This window comes from Synechococcus sp. O70.1 (assembly GCF_047462215.1).
GTDB lineage: Bacteria > Cyanobacteriota > Cyanobacteriia > Thermostichales > Thermostichaceae > Thermostichus.
Window position 1 is genome coordinate 55,220 of the sequence record NZ_JANSIT010000013.1, and the last position, 18,817, is coordinate 74,036.

An 18,817-nucleotide genomic window follows, 5' to 3' on the forward strand; every position below is an offset into this window, starting at 1 on the left:
CTCTTCATAAAGCCTATCTAATGCTCTGCCGTCGAGCAACTAAAGCTCCGCACGTCATGACCTTGATCAAGCTGCTGGCGGTAATCGTAATTGTCGGCATTCTCTCTGCTATTAGCATTCCCAATTTTCTTAACCACATTCGCCGTTCCAGAGTTGCAGAAGCCCAGACAGCTCTAGCAGCTATTGGCGGTGCTTCAGAAGTTTTCCGAATGGACTTCATGGTTTATCCTCCTGCCTACGCCGATATTGAATTTGGCGGGATCCACAGGGATCGCTATTTGCAAGATCCTTGGCAAGCCCCCAACTATCGTCTTCCTGAAGTTGTTCCTCCCACTGCCAGCTCAAGCGGCGTTCGTTGGATGACTGAGTCTCACACACATACAACTGTTAGTGGGGATCTCCTGCGCTGCGACCTTGGCTTAGGGGATCGCCAGCAAGAGGTTTTGGCCTCTGGCTACGACCTGCGCAGCTCTTGCAACCTCTATCGCTAGGAAGACAAGACTCGGGCAACTTGAGCTTGAGCTGCCGACTAGCTGTTCCATCGATTGGCCGGTTCTTAACCTGCTCGACAGGTGTTATCTTGAAAGCGCCTGTGAAAGGGGAAGCGGAGCTTTGGCCAGTAGCCTGCTGATCCGCAATGCCGAGCTGGTGGTACCGGAAGGGGATCCCTGGGTGGGAGATGTGCTGGTGCAGGAGGGGCGGATTGCCCAGATTGGCCAACATCTCTCCACAGAAGGGGTGGCTAGGGTCATCGAGGCCAAGGGCCATACCCTGATGCCGGGGGTGATCGATCCCCAGGTTCACTTTCGCGAGCCAGGCCGCGAGCACAAAGAAGACCTGCAGACGGGATCCTGGGCTTGCGCTCGCGGTGGGGTAACCAGCTTTTTGGAGATGCCCAATACGGATCCGCCAACAATTGACCAGAGAGCGCTAGAGGACAAATTGGCGCGGGCTGCCAGCAAGTGCGTCGTCAACTACGGCTTTTTCATTGGAGCCACTGCCGATAACTTAAAGGAGCTGCAACGGGTGCAAGGAGCCTGCGGCATCAAGATCTTCATGGGATCCATGCATGGTCCGCTACTGGTGGATGATCAGGCTGCTCTAGAGAGGATCTTTGCCGAAACGGATCCCAACCTGGTCATTGCTGTCCACGCTGAGGATCACGCGCGGATTCAGGCCCGCCGAGCTCTTTTTGCCGGACGTACGGATGTGGCGGTTCACTCCCTCATTCAGGACGAAGAAGCAGCCTTGATTGCCTCGCACCGAGCTCTAGACTTGGCCACCCGCTACCGCCACCGCCTGCACATTTTGCACCTCTCCACTGGCCTGGAGGTGGAGCTGCTGCGCCAGCACAAGCCGGCCTGGGTCAGCGCTGAGGTTACCCCCCAACACCTGCTGCTGAGCACTGCCGATTACGCTCGCCTAGGATCCCTGGCTCAGATGAACCCGCCGCTGCGGGATCCCGCCAATTTGGAGCAACTCTGGCAGGGACTGCACGACGGCATTCTGGACTGCATCGCCACTGACCATGCCCCCCACACCCTGGCCGAGAAGGCCCAGCCCTACCCCCACTCCCCCTCTGGCATGCCTGGGGTGGAGACGGCCTTGCCCCTGATGCTGACGGCCGCGCAGCAGGGCCGCTGTACTCTACACCAGGTGGTGCAGTGGATGTGCGAGGCGCCGGCCCGCCTCTACGGGATCCCCAACAAGGGGCGGCTGCAGGTGGGCTACGACGCCGACCTGGTGCTGGTGGATCGGCATACGCCCAAGCCAGTGCGACGGGAAGAGCTGCTGACCAAATGTGGCTGGAGCCCCTTCGAGGGCTGGGAGTTGGTGGGCTGGCCGTTGCTAACCATTGTGGGCGGGCAGATCGTCTTTCAAAACGGCCAGGTGGATCCCTCGGTGCGCGGCCAGGCTCTGACATTTTGCCGCTAGCCAGTAGAGGTAGATCCCCCCTCGCCCTAGAATAGGCTGCATGGACAATCAGCTGACAAAACCAACCCCTGCAGCCCCAGCCGTTCTGGTGCTTGCCGGCCTGACCGGAGCAGGGAAAACTTTGGCCATTCAGCAACTCGAGCAACTGGGCTACACCGGCCTGGAAGGGATCCCGCCTGCCCAGGTCATCCCCTTGGTTGAAGCGATGCGGCCCCACCACGCCGCTTTGGCCATGAGTTTAAATCTCCACGCCCAGGAGTATCGGGAGCAGCTCCCCGAGCTAGATGCCTGGATGCGAGCGCAGGGGATCCCTTTCCTGTTCCTAGAAGCCCGGCCTTCGGTCTTGCTCAAGCGTCTTAGCGCCCACCGCCGCCCCCACCCCCACCACACCGGTGGCGGCCTGCTGGAAGCCATCGAGCAAGAAATCCGCGAACTAGCCCCCATCCGGCAGCGCTGCACCCACCTGCTGGATACCTCGGAGCTCAATAGCCAACAACTGCGGCAGCAACTGCAAGCCTTGGTGCAGGGGCTCCCCCAACCTCTCAACCTGCGGCTAGTGAGCTTTGGCTTCAAGTACGGCATTCCTCCTGAGGTCAACCTGCTGTTTGACGTGCGCTTTCTGCCCAACCCTTTCTTTCAGCCCCATCTGCGCCACCTCACTGGCCAGGATCGGCTGCTGCAGGAGTTTCTCTTTGCTGATCCGCTGACCCAGTCCACCTACCAGCAGATCTTTTCCCTCCTCCGGGCCTGGTGGCCCCACTATCGAGCAGAACGGCGGCCTCACCTAACCGTCGCCATCGGCTGTACCGGCGGGCAACACCGCTCCGTGGCCCTGGTGGAACGCTTGGCCCAGGATTTGCAGCCTTGGACCCTTCCTGCCAACGGCTCTGGCCTGCCCGAGCTCAACCTCCAGATCCAGCACTGCCATTTGCTGGAGTCGCAGCGGGATCTGGAAGCCTGCTTTGGAGCACCGCCTGCTGGCCCCAGCAAGGAGCAGCCAGAGGCTAGGATCCCTTTGGCCGGCGTTCTTTCCCATGAGTAAACCTGAGCTCCGCAACAAGTCCCCCATCCGGGGACCTCGCCGCCGCAAGGCTGCCTGGTGGCGAAGTGGCTGGAAATGGCTCTTCCCTGGCCTGGCCGTCAAACGCTGGCTGAGCCTGGCCGTGGGAGGCGTACTCCTGATGCTGCTGGGCATTGCCATCTGGACGGAGCTGACCCCCATCTTTCGCCTGAAGCGGCTAATCGACATTACCCTGCGCTGGATCACCACCTGGATCCCGAACAACATCAGTGGTCCCTTGGTAACCGGGATTGGCTTGGTGATGGCGGTGCTGGGCTTTCGCAGCGCCCTGCGCTCCATCGAAGATGTGCTGATCCCGGAAGGGGACGAAGCGCTGGTGGATAAGCTCCTATCGCATCGGCGGCTAAGCCGTGGCCCTCGCATCGTGGTGCTGGGGGGTGGCACCGGCCTCTCCAACCTGCTGCGGGGGCTGAAGCACTACAGCTCCAACATCACCGCCATCGTTACCGTGGCCGATGACGGCGGCTCCTCAGGGCGCCTGCGGCGGGAGATCGGCGTGTTGCCCCCTGGCGACATCCGCAACTGCCTCACGGCCTTGGCCAACGAGGAAAAGCTCCTCACCGAGCTGTTCCAGTACCGCTTCCAGGCGGGGGAAGGGCTGAGCGGGCATAGCTTCGGCAACCTGTTCATCACCGCCCTCACCGCGGTAACCGGGGGCGACCTGGTCCGGGCCATCACCGCTACCTCTCAGGTTTTGGCCATTCAGGGACGGGTGCTGCCGGCTACTCTAGCCGATGTCACCCTCTGGGCCGAGTTAAGCGATGGCCGCCGCGTCGTGGGTGAGTCCAACATCACCAAAGCTAGGGGGCGCATCTGCCGCATTGGCTGCGATCCCCCCAACCCTCCCGCCTTGCCCGAGGCAATCGAGGCTATTGAGAAAGCAGAGTTGGTAGTGCTGGGGCCGGGCAGCCTCTACACCAGCATCATTCCCAACCTCCTCATCCCTGAAATTGTCGAGGCCCTGGCCAGAAACATGGCGCCCCACATCTACGTGTGCAACATCATGACGGAGCCGGGGGAAACCGACGGCTACACCGTTGGAGATCACGTCATGGCCTTGGATCGGGTGGCGGGCCTGCGCCTGTTCGATGCCGTCCTAGTGCAACGGGATCCCCCCTCCCCTCGCACCCTAGAGCGTTACCGCCGCAACGGCTCCGAGTTTGTGGTTTTGGACCCGGATAAGCTAGCCTACTTGGGCTGCCGCGCCGTTCTGGCCAACGTCATGCAAGAAGATCCCGAAACTGGCTTGGTGCGCCACAACCCTGAGCGCCTAGCGGCAATGCTGATGCGCTGGTTCGACAGACACCGCTAAGCCCTCCTGTAGCTCCTAGATTCTTCCATCCCCTTGCGGGGAAAAGCCGGAATTGTCAGGTTTTCTTGGCGGGGGAGGAGGGAAACTTCCCGGCGATGCCGCTTCGCTAGCAACGACTCACCCCGACGGATTTTGGCCACCCTGGGCCCTTGCAGGATCGGGGCTATGGAATTTCCGGGAGAAATTTGTGGCAGCAGGTTTAAAAGTGGGCCAGGATCGAGGTGAGGGATCCCAAGTTACGGCGCAGCATTCCAGGGAAATCCGGGCAGGCTGTTAGCTTTGGAGGTTAGGCGCCAATGGTAAGGTTGTTCTCGTCCCTCTTTAGCAGGACGGGTGGGGTTCGCCCTCCTCAGCCCTGTGCCGAGAGTGGCTTGGATCCCTGGGCTGACCAACGGGAACGGATGGTAAGGGAGCAGATCCTTCAGCGCGGGATCCGGGATCCCCGGGTGCTGGAGGCGATGCGCAAGGTGCCGCGTCACCTTTTTGTTCCCCCCGAGCTGCGGGATCGCGCCTACAGAGATTGCCCCCTGCCCATCGGCTACGGCCAGACGATCTCTCAGCCCTATATCGTTGCCTTTATGACCGAGGCAGCCCGCCTCACGCCTGAGTCGGTGGTGCTGGAAATCGGCACTGGTTCCGGCTACCAAGCGGCCATTTTGGCTGAGCTGGCCCGACAGGTGTACAGCGTGGAGCGACTGTCTCCCCTAGCCACCCGCGCTCAGCAAACTCTGGCCTCCCTTGGCTACCGCAACGTGGAGGTGCGTCAGGGAGATGGCTACCAGGGCTGGCCGGAACACGCCCCCTACGACGCCATTGTGGTTACAGCCGCACCCCCAACCGTGCCGACAGCGCTTCTGGATCAACTGGCGGTGGGAGGTACCCTAGTGGTACCGATAGGTGAAAGCAAGGCATCCCAGTCCCTGCTCATTCTCCACAAAACGCCGGAAGGAGTGGTGCAAAAGGAAGCTTTCCCCGTGCAATTTGTGCCCATGGTCTAGGGCAGGGGTTAGCAAAGGCCGCGATCTGACTAGGAAAGCGATAAGCTGGAGGAGCTGAGGCAACCACTGCAGCTATGGAGCCAGCGGAAATTGCCGCCCTAAAAGAGCGCATCAGACGTATTCGCGAGCGCCGGCCCGTCCTGGTCAAGCTTTTGGAAAGGCCGGATCTCGGGGACTTGCGCGTCGATGTCAACCAAGCCTTAGAGGAGATTGACGAGCTGCTGCAAGAGTTCGAGCAGACCTTTGGCCCCCAGGACTAGCCCTTCTTGGTAAGCTCCTGCAGTTGGGCCAAGACCTCGGCGCTGTGCCGGTAGGGGTTGACGATTGGGTAAATAGCCCGCAGGATCCCATCGGGATCAATGAGAAAGGTGTTGCGCAGGGCCATATCCCCCATCCACGAGCCGTAGGCGCGGCTAACCGTGCCCTGGGGATCCGACAGCAAAAGAAATTGCAGTCCCTCTGCTAGGCAAAAACGGCGGTGGGAGTCCACCGAGTCGGCGCTTACGCCCACGATCTCCGCTCCCAGGGCCTGGAACTTGGGCAGATCCTGCTGGAAGCGGCGGGCCTCGATCGTACATCCGGCAGTGAAGTCGCGGGGGTAGAAGTAGAGCACAACCCACTTGCCGCGAAAATCCGCCAGGCGCCGCACCTGGCCCGACTGATCTGGCAGTTCAAACTCTGGCGCTGGGGCCCCAATCGAGGGCAGGGGAGTAGTGCCCCACTGGGCAAAGGCAGCCTGAGCCCCTCCAAAGCTAACCAGCAAAGCTACAAACAAAGCTACAAATACGGCCCCCCAGCCCCTCCTGCTTACGGTCTCAACGTCCACGGCAACGCCTCTCTCGCCTTTTCCCTCTAGTTTACATAACTTTACGGCAGCCACTTGCAGAGCAAAAGCTGGGGTGGGATCCCCAGCCACTGCCAAAGCTGAGGGGTGCGCTCGAGGGGCACGTAGCCCAGTTGGGTGTAGAGTTGCTGGGCGGGCAAGTTATCTTCCAGGACGTGCAGCTGTAACCGGCGATAGCCCCACTTCTGCACTACCTCCTCAGCGCTGAGCAAAAGCTGTCGCGCAATTCCCTGCCGTCGCCACTCTGGCAGCACCGCCAAGTTCGAAAGGTAGGGATACTTCCCGTGGGCCATCGCCCGCAGCGAGATCTCAGCAGTCCCCACCACTTTCGCCCCCACCGCCGCCGCTAAGCAGCAGTAGTAGGGATCCCTGGCTGCCAGCTTGAGGCGTAAATCCTGACGAATGATCCGTTTGTGAATGGGGTGCAGCCAGCGTTGCAGGCCTAGGGGCGGGTAAAAGACCTGGGCAAGAACCTCCACCACAGGATCCAGGTCGACGGCTGTGGCGGGATAGACCACGAGGGAGGGCACTGTGGAGGGAGCGCTTACGTATCCCTACCATTTTCGCAAACAATGCGAAGTGGCGGCCCTTGCTCGGGAACCGCCACCCCAGCACCAAAGCCAGAGCTTAACAGCCCTGAAACGAAGACCAACCCGCTGGCCACCTCTTAGGAGCTCAACCCCTGGACGTGGCAAACCCCTCTCCTTCCCCCCTCGTCCTACAGCTCACCGGCATAGCGAGCCGAGCGCTTGCCGCGATAGATATCATCTGTGATGGGCTGGTAGCCGACTTCCACTAGGTCGGACTTGGCAGGGGTGAACACGCGAATAACTGCTCTTGCAATTTTCGACAGAAAGGTAAACATAGAGACCCCCCACCTCAAGAAATCTCAAGTTTTACTAAAAATCTCGGCTCGCTAGAGCCTGCAGGAGGAGCACCTGAACCTCACCGAAGCACCGGTTTTCCACGTCTTCTCCAATCTTCGCTGATTCTTGCTGGAGACTCGAAATAGCAGGCTGGCGCTTCCAGAAGCAGCAGAACTTACTGTCTTTTCACCACTCCAGACGAGGTAAGCGACCCCTCACGCTACAGTGCCTGGCTTCAGTAAACCCAGCCGCTATTTGATTTAACTCCCATGTCCCTTAGCTTGGGGGAAAACCTGTCGGAGAGGCCAGGTGCTCCACTAGGCAAGACAACCCCTTGCTTGGTACACCTGCCAGCACAGCCAATTGAGAGCTTACGTGGGATCAACTTGAGAGGTTGTTTTGCTGGCAGTTTTGAGGCTGAGCAAGTTGCAAGCCGGTGTCTTACCTTTCCGCTGGATCTACCTCCTTTCCTGAATCACTACACCTCTAATCTAGCCCAGGCCGCCTACCCCTGTAGCGGCTGGCAACTGTTTTTAACAGTTTATGTTACTTCTTCAATTTGATTTCCATCTTTCTTCACGGGTAGTACCTGTGGATCCTGCGGTCAAATCTTCTTGCTTTTTCTCCCGGAGAAAAGCTCATTTTTTAGGAGCTTTTTGGCAAGTCAGCCACTCGAGGAGAGCTGCGATTCTGAGGCCACAGGATTAATAGGGAAAAGTAGGGGGGGCGGTAGTCAGCCAATCCGTCGAGGGTGGGGAAAAGGGCTTGCTGGGGCCAGCCGGCCCAGACCACTAGGCTAGCCCGCTGCAGCCAGCCTTTTTCGGCCAGCCACTGCCAAACTTGGGGGTAGACGGAAGCCACCTTCATGAGGACAACCACCTCAGCCCAAGCACAGGCCTCCTCCAGCTCTGCTAGGGCAAAAAGAGCGGGCAAAATTGCCAATTTCTCGGGGCCGAGGACCAAAGGGGATCCCAAAGCCGCCGCAGCAGCCAGAGGAGAGCATACCCCCGGTACGACCTGGATGGGCAGGTCAGGGAGCCGCTGCCGCAGGGCCTGGGCCAGGTAGGCAAAGGTGCTGTAGAGGCCCACATCCCCTTCGCAGACAAAGGCCACATCTTCTCCCTGCTCCAGAAGGGGAGCTAGTTGCTCGGCAGCCGCCTCCCACGCCGCCTGGAGGAGCTCAGGCTGGGTAACAAAGGGCAAAGGCAGGGGCAAGAGCGTTTGTCCCGGTTGCAGCCAAGGACGCACGATTTGGTAGGCCAAACCAGGCTGGCCAGCAGCATTTTGGGGACAGGCCACCCAGTTGACAGCCTGGAGAACCCGAACAGCTTTTAGGGTCAGCCACTCGGGATCCCCGGCGCCAGCGCTGATGCCCCAAAAAGTCCCCAGACCCATTCCAATATCCCAGCAGCGGCCTAGGAAGCTTCGCCCTTGGGCTCCTCCGGGCTAGATCCGGCGGCTTCGGAGCCAGCCTCAGGGGGGGGAGAGGCCTGCTCGGAGCGCCTTTTGCTCTCTGCAGCTAGATAATCCAAAGCTTCCTGGAGTGAATTGCGCAGGGACAAGAACTTCTCCAGCCGCACCAGCTTTACCGTTTGGGTAATGCGAGGATTGCTCACTACCTGGAAGATGCCCCCGCGCTCTTGCACCAGTTTGGCCAGTTGCACCAGGGCACCGACGCCGGAGCTGTCGATGAAATCGATCCCTGTCAAGTCCAGGATAAGGTTGGGGGATCCCTTTTCTAGGTGCCTGGTGACCACTTTCACGAACACCGGCTCAGAGAAGGCATCCAGAAGGCCGGCTAGGTGGAAAACCTGGCAGTCTTCCAGGGCCTCGTGGCTACCACGCAAGCTAACTGTCAAAGACAGAGGTTCCGGAATGGCTTCTCTCCTTTATCTCGACTGCTCCAAAAGGCTTATACAACCTTATACAACACACCAGGGGACAAAACTGTAAGCCCCTCGTACTGCTCCCTACTTACGTGGTAGCTCACACTGCCCTGCCAGAGGGATCCCCCCGGCAAGCTGGGGGTGTAGACAAACCACCCGTGGGCCTCATTGTAGAGGGCTGGATCAAGCCATGTCCATGGGCAGGGGATTGCGGCTGGGAGTAGGGATTTCTTCTCTCTGGCCCCTCATGGCCAGCCAGGAGTCCTTGGGTAGGATGGGGGCAGCTTTGGCTATCCCCAAGGAGGGCTTCTCAAGGGGGGTGCTTTGGATCCTGAGGGTAGGTGTTGGGCGAAGAGCGACGCAACAAAGAGGGTGAAGTGCCGCAGCGACCCTTTCCCCTCTCCTCCAAGACCTGGGCGAGGATAGGGGCAGGCCTGGGTTTGGGCTTGACGGCTGCCGCCTTTGGCGCCGCCTGGGGAACTGGCATCTACTTTCAGAACCAAGTGCTGCCCCAGGTGGAAGCTGCCCTCTCGCAGGCGATGCGCCGGCGGGTGGAATTGGGAGAGGTGAGGCTTGTGGCTCCCTGGGGAGTGCGGCTGGGAGAAAGCTTCATTGAACACTTGGCCAGCATTGGCTCTATTGACCTCAGCCCCGACTTCTGGACATGGCTACAAACCGGCGAGTGGGTGCTCAATGTTACCCTAAACCAGCCCCAGTTGCTGCTCATGGAAACGCTGGATCGCGGCTGGGCAGACGTGCAGTTTCAACTGCCTCAAGGGGAGGGATCCCTGCCCTTGCAGGGGTTGAACATCCGTTTGCGGGGGGGATCCCTGACGGTCATCCCCTTAGTAGGGGAGCGACGGCAGTTCGAGGGGCTGCGGGGCCAGGTGCAGGTGAGGCTGAGTGCCCTGCCGGGGGAGAAAGCCGGAGGACGAGCCAGTTTCCAGCTTTCGGCGGTCCTGCGCCCGCTGGCAGGTAGAGGGAGGTACCCTCTGCAGTTGCGGGGGGTGGCGGACTTTGCCCAGGTTTCTGGTTCGGTGACGGTTGCTGCTGCTCGCCTGCCTTTGGATCTGCTGCCCAGCATCTTGCCGGCAGCGCCCTGGACGGAGGTGGAGGGGGAAGCTAGTCTAGCTCTGCAAGTCCTTTGGGGAGGAGAAGGGACTCCGTCCCGCTTGCACAAACGCCCTTTGGAGTTGACGGGGCAAGCCCAGGTTCAGCAGGCGCGGCTGAGGCTAGAGAGGTTGCCTCATCCTTTTGAGGAGGTGAGGGGCTCTGTTCGCTTTACCCTGGAGGAGCTGGAACTGGAGGGGATAAGCGGCCGCTTTGGCCAGCTTGCTTTTGAAGATCTCAACGGCTCCATCGCCTTCAGCGACAAGGGGTTGGATCTGCAAGCCGCCATCGCCCCGGCCAGCCTGCAGCAAATCCAGGAGACTTTTAACTTCAAGCTGCCAGTGGCGGCAGAAGGGGTGGTGGCGGGATCCCTAGCGGTCACGGGCCCTCTGGAGGGGCCGCAGATCCAAGGGCAGTTGCAAGGGATCTCGCCAGGTCGGGTGGATCGCCTGCCAGTGCCGCAATATGCTTTTGGCTTCCGCTTGGCCGACCAGACCTTGGCCTTTGAGGCCATTGACTTGCAAGCTGCAGGCGGACGCCTCGAGGGATCCGGCCAACTGCAGTGGGCTAGCGGCTTGGCAGGCCAGTTTGATCTGCAGGTTACCGCGGCCGACGCGGGGCAGGTGCTGTCCCTCTACGGCGTCAACCTGCCACAGAGGGGCAAGCTGCCTTGGGCGGGGCGGGTAACTGCTCAGGCCCAGGTGGTGCTGGCGGGATCCCAGCCCCAGGTGGAGGCCACTTGGGAAATCCAGGGGGAGGAGCTCGCTGGAAGAGGAAAGCTGCAGATCCTGCCTGGCAGGGACGGCTGGGTGGTGGAGGTGCCCCAGGCAGTGTTGGCCGTAGGGGAGGGCCGGATCCAGGCGGCGGGGCGGTGGGAGGCAGGACAGCTCCAGGCGCAGGTGGTTCCTCAGGCTGTGCCGCTGGCGTTTTTCAACCCGCAGTGGCCCGGATCCGTTTCTGGGGAGCTGACGGCGCAGGTGGACACAGGGAAGGCGGCGGAGGTGGGTCTCCTGGCGGCGCTGCGGGCGCAGGGATCCCTGACCCTGTCGCGGCTTGGGGAGGAAAATGGGCTAGTTGACTCCATTAGAGGCCAGGTGGCCTGGGATGGCAGGGGCTTGGCAATCCAAGCAGCAGAAGTCTTGGCCGACACCACCCGCTTGGGCAGAGTAGAGGGGCGCATCCTCGCGGATCCGCAGACCTTGCAGGTGGGATCTCTGGATCTCAACTTTGCCGCTGACGGGATCCCCCTAGCCAAAGTGCCCGGCTTGCCGCCGAGGGTGGCAGGAGTGCTGCAGGGATCGGGGCGGCTCCGCGGATCTCCGGACAACCTGCAGGTGGCCGGCGAGGCCAAGGTGCGCGGCTTGCGGGTGGGAGAGGTGGCCTTTGCTGACTTGGCCGGGCCCTTTCAGGGGTCTAGCCAGGGGATGACAGTGGAGCTGAAGGGGACGCGGGAGCGGCTGGCGCTGCAGTTGGATCCCCAGTTTCGGCCCTTGCAGTTCGAGCTGCAGCTGGGCGAGGGGGAACTGCGCGGCCAACGCCACCAAGGTAAGCTTCAGGTGGCGGCGAACCGCTTGCCGCTGGCTTTGCTGGGGGGAGTGGCTGCTGGGCCGTGGGCCAGTCTGCAGGGGAGCCTCGATGGGGAGGTGACCGTTGACCTGGCAAGCGGCGCTACCCAAGGACGGGCAGCGGTGGCAGATCTGCGGCTAGGGGGGATCGAAGCCCAGGGCCTCTCCGTGGATTTCGCTTACCGTCCTGGAGACGGCTCCAGCCCCTCTCGCCTGACCATTGCCCAAGCCCAACTGGAGCTGTTCGAGAGCACCTACACCGCCAGCGGCACCTTGGAGCTGCCGGCGGCCTCCTTCCAGGCTGCTTTGAAGCCCACCTCAGCGCTTCCCGTTCCGCAAATTGACCTGCAGATCCGCACCCGCCAGGGTCGCCTGGAAGACATTGTCTCCGCCTTTAAGTGGCGGCAGTGGCAAGACCTCGCCACCCGCGGCCTGCAATTGCCCCCGCTAGGCCCTGCTGCCGTGCTAGAGACAGAGCCGGTTGGCCTGCCCGGTTCTCCCCTGCTGCAGCAATTGGAGCACTACGCCCAGGTTCTGGCCGCCCACCTGGAGGCCTTGGCCAGCCGCATGGATCCCCGCATCCCGCCACCCACCAGCTTGCAAGGAGAATTCCAGGCCAGCCTCAGCTTGGTTGGCAGTCTCGACCAGCCCAGCGTCAGTTTTCACCTGGAGGGCTGGAATTGGCAAGCAGAGGAGTTTAGGGTCGAAAGCCTCACCGCTGCCGGCAGCCTGGTCGAGGGGGCGGTGGTGCTACAGCCGCTGCTGTTGCGCAGTGGGGAACGCCAAGCCCTTTTCACCGGCAAGTTGGGCCTGGAGGAGCAGTCGGGATCCCTGCAAATTCAGGGGTTTCCTCTGGCTTTGCTGGATCGCTTCTTGCCCGAGGGGCTGGAACTCCAAGGGGATCTCAACTTGGATGTGGAACTAGCGGGCAACCTGCGGGATCCCCGGGCCCGCGGCTCCCTGACGGTGGTGAACGCCCGGATCAACCAGGTGCCGCTGCGGGAGGTAGAGGGGCAATTTGACTACAACCAGGGTCAACTGCGTCTGGAGGGTGCTCTCCTAGCCAACAGCGACGAGCCAATCCGCCTTTCCGGCCTGGTGCCCTACACCCTGCCCTTTGCCCAAGTGCGGGCTGCCTCGGATCAGATTGACCTTACCCTGCAAGCCAAGAAGGACGGCCTGCGCCTAATCAACCTCTTCACCGACCAGGTGCGCTGGGAAGGTGGCCAAAGCCAACTGGAGCTGGCCATCCGCGGCACCTTGCAAGAGCCTAGCCTGCAGGGAAACCTCAACCTCAGCTCCGGGATCCTCAAGCTGGCTGCCCTGCCGGAGCCTATCACCAACCTGACTGGCCAAATTGTCTTTAACCTCAACCAATTGGAGGTGCGGGAGCTACAGGGACAGGTGGGGGGCGGATCCCTGGTGGCTCGAGGGGTTTTGCCTGTCAACTCCCGCGGCGCCCTGCAGATGGACGAAACCTCGCCACCCCTAACGCTGCAACTGCAAGGGATCCAGCTCAACCTGCCCAATCTCTACACCGGCCGCTTGGAAGGCAGCGTATTGGTGAAAGACTTGCTCTTGCGTCCTTTGCTCGAGGGTCGTCTAGAGGCCTCCCATGGGATTGTCGAGGTCAGCCCCCGCCAAGCGGCAGCTCCCGCCGACTCGACCCAGGCAGATCCCTTCTGGCAGCCGCGGCTGAACGGGCTGGAGCTGGTCTTAGGGCCCGGGATCCGCGTGCAGCGCCCCAACCTGTTTGAATTCAACGCCACCGGCAGCTTGCGCCTGTTCGGCACCCCCTCAGATCTCCGCCCGGCGGGCACTATCGCCCTGGAGCGAGGCCGCGTCAGCCTGCCCATTGCCAACTTTCGCCTGGATCGCTCCCGCCCCAACACCGCCACCTTTGACCTGGACAACCCCTTCGATCCTTTCCTCAACCTGCGTCTGGTGACCCAAGCCTTCGAGGTCTACCGCTTTCCCCAGGAGCTGTCTCCCTTCGACACCAACCGCAACCTGCCGGGATCCCAGCAGAGCATCGAGATCTGGGCCACCGTCAACGGGCGGGCCAGCCAGCTTGCGGCTGCGGATCCCCGCAACGGGGTTTTGACGCTTTCTAGCAGTCCCAGCAGATCCCCAGAAGAGATCGTCGCCCTGCTAGGAGGAACAGCTTTGGCCCGACTCAATCCAGAAGCAGGGGTGGCCGGGCTGGCGGGAACGGCCCTACTCAACGATGTGGTGGAAACGCTGGGGGACACCCTTGGCCTGGATGAGGTTCGCCTCAGCCCCGTTCCCCCAGTTGACACCCGTGCTCCCAGACGCTCCTCGGTGGGCCTGGTCCTGGAAGTAGCCCGCGATCTGGGGCCGACCACTTCCGTCTCCGTGCAACGCAACCTGACGGATCCCTTGCAGCCCACCCGCTACAGCGCCCGCTACCGCCTCAGCGACCAAACCCTCACCCGCGCCAGCACCGACTTCCAGGGCAACAACACCCTTTCCATCGAGTTTGAGACCCGATTTTAAACCTACTAGAAGAAACGGACGTGCTAAGTTGCTAGCTTGTTTCGTTGGCGAGGTTGCCCAGGGTGCCACAAAGCTGCTCCGCAGCACTGTCCCGAAGGAGGGCTAGAGGAAAGCCCTAACTCACTCTTCTTCTGGCAACTTGGGAGGAGGCTCGTTCCACTTAGGCTCGTCCAGGATAGCTTTTTTGGTTTGTTTGAGTTGTTTCCACAGCTTTTTAATTTGGCGGTAGGCTTCTTCTGGGGTAATCTTGCCCCCTGTCTCTAAGCTACAAATTAGGGACACCTTATGGCTGAATTCTTGTAAATTGGCATCAAAAACCAAGTTCTGCGGCTTGACCTCGCCCCAGTAGGGGTAGCGGGGGGAGATGAATTCATCTTTTCTGGGAGGAGGGTTTGACTCTGTCATGGCGAAGGTAGAAACTATGGACGTTTCTTCTTAGTGGGCTTGGGAGGTTTGGCTGCCTTGGCGGGATCCAGCGGCAGGCCAGGTTGACTGGGGAGCGGTTGTTGCGCGCGCCTTGGGGCGCTGGGAGGTCTCTTCTTGGGTTTGGAAGGGGAAGTTGAACGTTTTGCCTGGGGCTGTGGCCGCTCTCTGGGCACAGGGCCAATAGGAGTTGCCGACTCTATGTAGAGCTGGGAGCCGCGGCGGCGCGCCTGCAGATCCCAGAAGATACCTACTCCTTTGCCTGGCAGGGATCCAAGGAGGCGCAACTTAAAAGCCTGGGGCGCTGCCGGCAAAGCAGAGCCTGCTTGCTGCTGGCCCCCCGGACTAGCTACTTGCTGGTCGCTGGAGCTAGCGGCTGGCAGGGGATGAGTAGGGGAGGGCAACTGAGAGTGGGAGCGGCGAATTTTGACGATGATGAACCCTCTCTCCTGGGATTGAAAAACGACCTCGCCGCGAATGGAAAACCAGTCCGGCACCACCCTTGGGCAGGATCCCTCGGGCAGGGTTTGCCCCATTTCCTCCGGGGCCCAGACTCCCATCAGCTGGACGTGGAGATTTTGGCCTTTGTCGCGGGTGCGGGGATAGACCACCCACAGGTAGTTGCGCTCCGGCCTTAGGTGCTTGCGCACTAGGCTCATCACCCGGCCCAGGAGGACAGCATGGATGTCCAGACCATCCGAGGTGCGCAAAACCCCCCGCGTAAAGCGATCTGGCGAAGGAATATACCGACCCTCAATGAGGCCAATGGCCCGATACTGCATCACTTCCCCTGGGGGAGGGATGGGCTCTAGGCAGGGTCGCTGTCTTGCCACCGTTGCTTTTTCTCCCGACGTGGCGGCGTTACCTAAGCTGGAGAAGGTAGAGGCTACTCCACCCTCTGAGACCGGCAGAGTACCAACGCCCACCGCTGCTTCTAGTCCAGGGGAGCTCTTTGGCTCTGGGACTGGGCTTAGACGCTGTAGGGAAGGTTCCAGACCAGAGGCCATTCTGACACCCCCCGCGGGAATTCTGACTCCCAGTCTAACACATAGCCTCTCGCCTACTGGCGCGGACAGGGCTCTAATCCGGCTCAGCCCAGAGGCGAGGAGTGAAACTGCCGTGAAGGCCATAGGGAAGGTGATGCCGCAAGGGGATCCGGGCCACTGGACCGGCTGCCAGGTTAGCGGCTTCTAGGATCGCCACCTGCGAGCGCTGACTGGCTGCATCAAAGACCACTGTTACCACCCACCCGGCTTCCTCCGCAGCGTCTTCGGGATCGGGGATGAACACTGGCTCTCCCACGAAGCCGCGGGGGGCAAAGCTGTACTGCTCGCTGCGGCCTGTTGCGGTGTCCAGCTTGAGGATGGCCTGCAGGGGTGCGTTGGGGCCGGGAGCATGGGTAGCGCCAACGTAGAGGTAGCGGTGGGGTCGGCCAACGCAAGCCGGGTGGATAGCCGGGAACTCCACCGAACGATCCAGAAGCAGCTCCCGCTTGACTTTGCCTGCCTTGGGATCCAGCTCAAACCGCCATAGCTTGCCCGCTGGCACCTGGGCAAAGTCAATCTGCAGGTAGTCGGCTCCGGGCTCCAGGGCGGGGTAGGTCTCGTAGAGGATGGCATCGACTAGGACCTTTTCCCCTACCTCGTAGCCGTTGACAAAGTGAAAGACAAACCCCGGCTCCGTTTCCAGCTGCAGCGGCTTTTCCTTGGGAGGAAATAGCCAGATACGGGTAGGCTCCCCTTTTTTAAGGGTCAGGCAAGTGCCGGCTGGCTGCAGGCCCAGCATGTAGGGCCAGGGGTTGAAGGCCACAGGATTTTGGAAAAAGATCCAGTGGCGGGGCGTCCAGACAAAGTCGTGCAAAAAGGCAAAATCTGGCAGGCGGTAGTCCCACTTTTCCGCCAGCCGCCCTTGGGGGTCAATGCGGTAGAATAGAAGCGTAGAAGGGGGGCCCGTCCGCACCCCAAAGGCCAGGAGATCTCCGGTTTCTGGATGGCGGCGGGGATGGGCTGTAAATGGCTGATTAGGAGCAAGGGCACCGCCAAAGGTCTCGACCCCCTCGGTAGCCAGGGTGGCTGGGTCTAGGCGGTAGGGAGCGCTGGCTTCCCAAAGGGCTAGGAGCTTGCCGCCGTGGTAGATAACGTTAGTATTGGCGGGATTTTTAAAGCGCAAATCGAGAAAATTAGCCCACCAGCCTCCCGGCTTCTGGGTGCCGAACACGCCGCGGTAGAGGACTCGACCCGCCTTCTCCTCTGCTTCAAACTCTGGCGTACGCACAAACCGGTTGCGGAAATGCACCCGCCCTCCCACAAAGGTGATGGCGCAGACCATGCCGTCGCCGTCGAAGGGATGGCCATAGCGCTGGGATCCCGCTTCCAGCTTGCCAGGCCCGTTGCGAAAGAGGGTTCCCTGCAGTCGTTCAGGGATCCGCCCCTCGATCTCCGTTACCCAGTAGTCGTACTCCTGGCGCAAAGAGCGATAGCCCAACTGCCAGTCGGAGATGCTGTAGGAGCAAGAAGCAACGCTGACCATGGCCAGTCTGCAAGCGACGCCTTCTATTGTTGCTTAAACTTTCGTAAAGTCGCTAGCCTTCCTCGGCCTAGGTAGCCGCTGGGGCCGGGATCCCCAAGCTGGAGCGGCTCCAACTGGACTATGGTAGGAAATGCCCTAGCAGCCCTTGACCAACAGCACCCATGTTTGATGTCCTTGCCGAAAAGTTGGAACTGGCCTGGAGAAAGCTGCGCGGCCAGGACAGGATCACCGAAACCAACATCCAAGAAGCCCTGCGGGAAGTGCGGCGCGCCCTACTGGAGGCCGATGTCAACCTGCAGGTGGTAAAGCAGTTCATCGAGGAGGTGCGGCAGGCAGCCCTGGGCGCTGAGGTGATCCCGGGGGTAACGCCGGATCAGCAGTTTATCAAGATTGTCTACGACGAGCTGGTGAAGGTAATGGGGGAGGCCAACGTGCCCCTTGCCCAGGCGGAGCACCCCCCCACCATTGTGCTCATGGTTGGCTTGCAGGGATCTGGCAAAACCACTACTTGCGCCAAGCTGGCTTTGTACTTGCGCAAGCAAGGCAAAAAGCCGCTGCTGGTGGCAGGCGACATTTACCGTCCAGCGGCCATCGACCAGCTCAAGAGCCTGGGCCAGCAGATCCAGATCCCCGTCTTCGAGCTGGGCAAGACGGATCCGGTCGAGATTGCCCGCCAGGGGGTGGCAGCTGCGCGGGGACAGGGCTACGACTACGTTATTTTGGATACCGCCGGTCGCCTCCAGATCGACCTGGAGATGATGGCAGAGCTGGAGCAGATCAAGGCCGCGGTGCAGCCCCACGAGATCCTGCTGGTGGTGGACGCCATGATGGGGCAGGAGGCGGCCAACCTCACCCAGGCCTTCCACGAGCGGCTGGGTCTTACCGGCGCCATCCTCACCAAGCTGGACGGCGATACCCGCGGCGGGGCAGCTCTTTCCATTCGCCAGGTTTCCGGCCAGCCCATTAAGTTTATCGGGGTTGGCGAAAAGGTGGAGGCCCTGGATCCCTTTTACCCGGATCGCATGGCCTCGCGCATCCTGGGCATGGGGGATATTCTCAGCTTGGTGGAAAAAGCCCAGGAGGAAATCGACCTGGGAGATGCCGCCGCCATGGCAGAAAAGATGATGACCGCCCAGTTCGATTTCAACGATTTTCTTAAACAAATGCGCCTCATCAAGCGCATGGGGTCTCTAGCCAGCTTGCTGCGGCTAGTGCCGGGAATGAGCAAAATTAGCGACGAGCAGCTGCAAAAAGGCCAAGAGCAACTAGCCCGGGCGGAGGCCATGATCAACTCCATGACGCCAGAGGAGCGGCGCAACCCGGATCTGCTGGCCCGCAGCGTCAGCCGCAAGCGGCGGGTAGCCCTGGGCTCTGGCCACAAGCTGGAGGATGTCAGCCGCCTGGTGAGCGATTTCCAGCGCATGCGCGACATGATGCGCTCCATGAGCATGGGCGGCTTTCCGGGCATGCTGGGCGGACGGGGCCCGCTGCCGGTAGGTGGCCCCCAATGGCGAGGGCGTTCGCAGTCCAGCCGCAAGCCAGACAAAGGGGGGGGAAAAAAGGGGGCAAACCGCCCGGGATTTGGAAGAAATTGAGATCGCCGAAGACCTTTCACCGACGGGTGGGTGGATCCGGAAACCCCGCCCCCCCCCGCCACAACCCCCCCCCCCCATCGCGCGCGGCGACATCGTAGGCGCGCGCCGACTCGCGCAACACCTGCGCCACCTGACGCAGCAACTCGTCACCCGCAG

The 18,817-nt window shown here is 61.2% G+C and carries 16 protein-coding genes; 8 read left to right on the plus strand and 8 right to left on the minus strand.

Translation table 11 applies throughout. The features are described 5' to 3' along the window. Nucleotides 1–56: 56 nt before the first annotated feature. The 6 genes from NW833_RS08605 (at nt 57) to NW833_RS08630 (ending at nt 5,586) form a co-directional block, all read left to right on the plus strand. A complete protein-coding gene (locus NW833_RS08605) occupies nt 57–491 on the plus strand; it encodes a type IV pilin protein (protein ID WP_099812592.1) in 435 nt (144 codons plus the stop codon). Between the two features lie 121 nt (nt 492–612). After that, nucleotides 613–1,935 carry a dihydroorotase gene (locus NW833_RS08610; protein ID WP_414412199.1) on the plus strand — a complete coding sequence of 441 codons (1,323 nt, stop codon included), beginning with the start codon at nt 613–615 and terminating at the stop codon, nt 1,933–1,935. 40 nt (nt 1,936–1,975) lie between these two features. Next, nucleotides 1,976–2,977, plus strand: coding sequence for an RNase adapter RapZ (gene rapZ / locus NW833_RS08615; RefSeq protein WP_414412200.1), 1,002 nt, complete (start codon nt 1,976–1,978; stop codon nt 2,975–2,977). Then, nucleotides 2,970–4,328 (plus strand): gluconeogenesis factor YvcK family protein, encoded by a 1,359-nt coding sequence (locus NW833_RS08620; protein ID WP_414410581.1) that lies wholly within the window; start codon nt 2,970–2,972, stop codon nt 4,326–4,328. The genes rapZ and NW833_RS08620 overlap by 8 nt, the downstream gene beginning before the upstream one ends. A 401-nt stretch (nt 4,329–4,729) precedes the next feature. Further along, entirely contained in the window at nt 4,730–5,326 is a 597-nt protein-coding gene (locus tag NW833_RS08625) for a protein-L-isoaspartate(D-aspartate) O-methyltransferase (RefSeq protein WP_414406248.1), read from the plus strand. A gap of 74 nt (nt 5,327–5,400) precedes the next feature. Then, nucleotides 5,401–5,586 carry a hypothetical protein gene (locus tag NW833_RS08630; RefSeq protein ID WP_414393115.1) on the plus strand — a complete coding sequence of 62 codons (186 nt, stop codon included), beginning with the start codon at nt 5,401–5,403 and terminating at the stop codon, nt 5,584–5,586. Here NW833_RS08630 and NW833_RS08635 read toward each other — a convergent pair. The 5 genes from NW833_RS08635 to NW833_RS08655 form a co-directional block, all read right to left on the minus strand. Then, nucleotides 5,583–6,152 (minus strand): peroxiredoxin, encoded by a 570-nt coding sequence (locus tag NW833_RS08635; RefSeq protein WP_414412201.1) that lies wholly within the window; start codon nt 6,150–6,152, stop codon nt 5,583–5,585. The two genes, NW833_RS08630 and NW833_RS08635, sit on opposite strands and share 4 nt — an antisense overlap. Nucleotides 6,153–6,193: 41 nt before the next feature. Further along, nucleotides 6,194–6,700 (minus strand): GNAT family N-acetyltransferase, encoded by a 507-nt coding sequence (locus NW833_RS08640; protein ID WP_414393119.1) that lies wholly within the window; start codon nt 6,698–6,700, stop codon nt 6,194–6,196. Between the two features lie 188 nt (nt 6,701–6,888). After that, nucleotides 6,889–7,035, minus strand: coding sequence for a hypothetical protein (locus NW833_RS08645; RefSeq protein WP_414410585.1), 147 nt, complete (start codon nt 7,033–7,035; stop codon nt 6,889–6,891). A 646-nt stretch (nt 7,036–7,681) separates the two neighbouring features. After that, nucleotides 7,682–8,431: a precorrin-2 C(20)-methyltransferase gene (locus tag NW833_RS08650; RefSeq protein ID WP_414412202.1), complete on the minus strand. Its 750-nt coding sequence runs from the start codon at nt 8,429–8,431 to the stop codon at nt 7,682–7,684. Between the two features lie 20 nt (nt 8,432–8,451). Next, entirely contained in the window at nt 8,452–8,895 is a 444-nt protein-coding gene (locus NW833_RS08655; RefSeq protein ID WP_414412203.1) for an STAS domain-containing protein, read from the minus strand. 371 nt (nt 8,896–9,266) lie between these two features. Between NW833_RS08655 and NW833_RS08660 the strand changes: the two genes are divergently transcribed. Continuing rightward, entirely contained in the window at nt 9,267–14,114 is a 4,848-nt protein-coding gene (locus NW833_RS08660; protein ID WP_414412204.1) for a translocation/assembly module TamB domain-containing protein, read from the plus strand. Between the two features lie 120 nt (nt 14,115–14,234). On the opposite strand, the gene NW833_RS08665 is transcribed toward NW833_RS08660, so the two are convergent. The 3 genes from NW833_RS08665 to NW833_RS08675 form a co-directional block, all read right to left on the minus strand. Then, complete coding sequence (locus NW833_RS08665; protein ID WP_414412205.1) at nt 14,235–14,519, minus strand: hypothetical protein; 285 nt, start codon at nt 14,517–14,519, stop codon at nt 14,235–14,237. Nucleotides 14,520–14,533: 14 nt separating this feature from the next. After that, on the minus strand, nt 14,534–15,370 hold the full coding sequence (locus NW833_RS08670) for a hypothetical protein (RefSeq protein ID WP_414412206.1): 837 nt from the start codon (nt 15,368–15,370) through the stop codon (nt 14,534–14,536). A gap of 247 nt (nt 15,371–15,617) precedes the next feature. After that, entirely contained in the window at nt 15,618–17,066 is a 1,449-nt protein-coding gene (locus NW833_RS08675) for a carotenoid oxygenase family protein (protein ID WP_414412207.1), read from the minus strand. A gap of 161 nt (nt 17,067–17,227) precedes the next feature. Between NW833_RS08675 and ffh the strand changes: the two genes are divergently transcribed. After that, nucleotides 17,228–18,661 carry a signal recognition particle protein gene (ffh, locus tag NW833_RS08680; RefSeq protein WP_414412208.1) on the plus strand — a complete coding sequence of 478 codons (1,434 nt, stop codon included), beginning with the start codon at nt 17,228–17,230 and terminating at the stop codon, nt 18,659–18,661. Nucleotides 18,662–18,817 lie beyond the last annotated feature (156 nt).

Coding starts and splice junctions, on each gene's coding strand:
- NW833_RS08630 (WP_414393115.1), top strand. CDS start 5,401: ATGGAGCCAGCGGAAATTGCCGCCCTAAAAGAGCGCATCAGACGTATT.
- NW833_RS08605 (WP_099812592.1), top strand. CDS start 57: ATGACCTTGATCAAGCTGCTGGCGGTAATCGTAATTGTCGGCATTCTC.
- NW833_RS08620 (WP_414410581.1), top strand. CDS start 2,970: ATGAGTAAACCTGAGCTCCGCAACAAGTCCCCCATCCGGGGACCTCGC.
- NW833_RS08665 (WP_414412205.1), bottom strand. CDS start 14,519: ATGACAGAGTCAAACCCTCCTCCCAGAAAAGATGAATTCATCTCCCCC.
- NW833_RS08675 (WP_414412207.1), bottom strand. CDS start 17,066: ATGGTCAGCGTTGCTTCTTGCTCCTACAGCATCTCCGACTGGCAGTTG.
- NW833_RS08625 (WP_414406248.1), top strand. CDS start 4,730: ATGGTAAGGGAGCAGATCCTTCAGCGCGGGATCCGGGATCCCCGGGTG.
- rapZ (WP_414412200.1), top strand. CDS start 1,976: ATGGACAATCAGCTGACAAAACCAACCCCTGCAGCCCCAGCCGTTCTG.
- ffh (WP_414412208.1), top strand. CDS start 17,228: ATGTTTGATGTCCTTGCCGAAAAGTTGGAACTGGCCTGGAGAAAGCTG.
- NW833_RS08650 (WP_414412202.1), bottom strand. CDS start 8,431: ATGGGTCTGGGGACTTTTTGGGGCATCAGCGCTGGCGCCGGGGATCCC.
- NW833_RS08645 (WP_414410585.1), bottom strand. CDS start 7,035: ATGTTTACCTTTCTGTCGAAAATTGCAAGAGCAGTTATTCGCGTGTTC.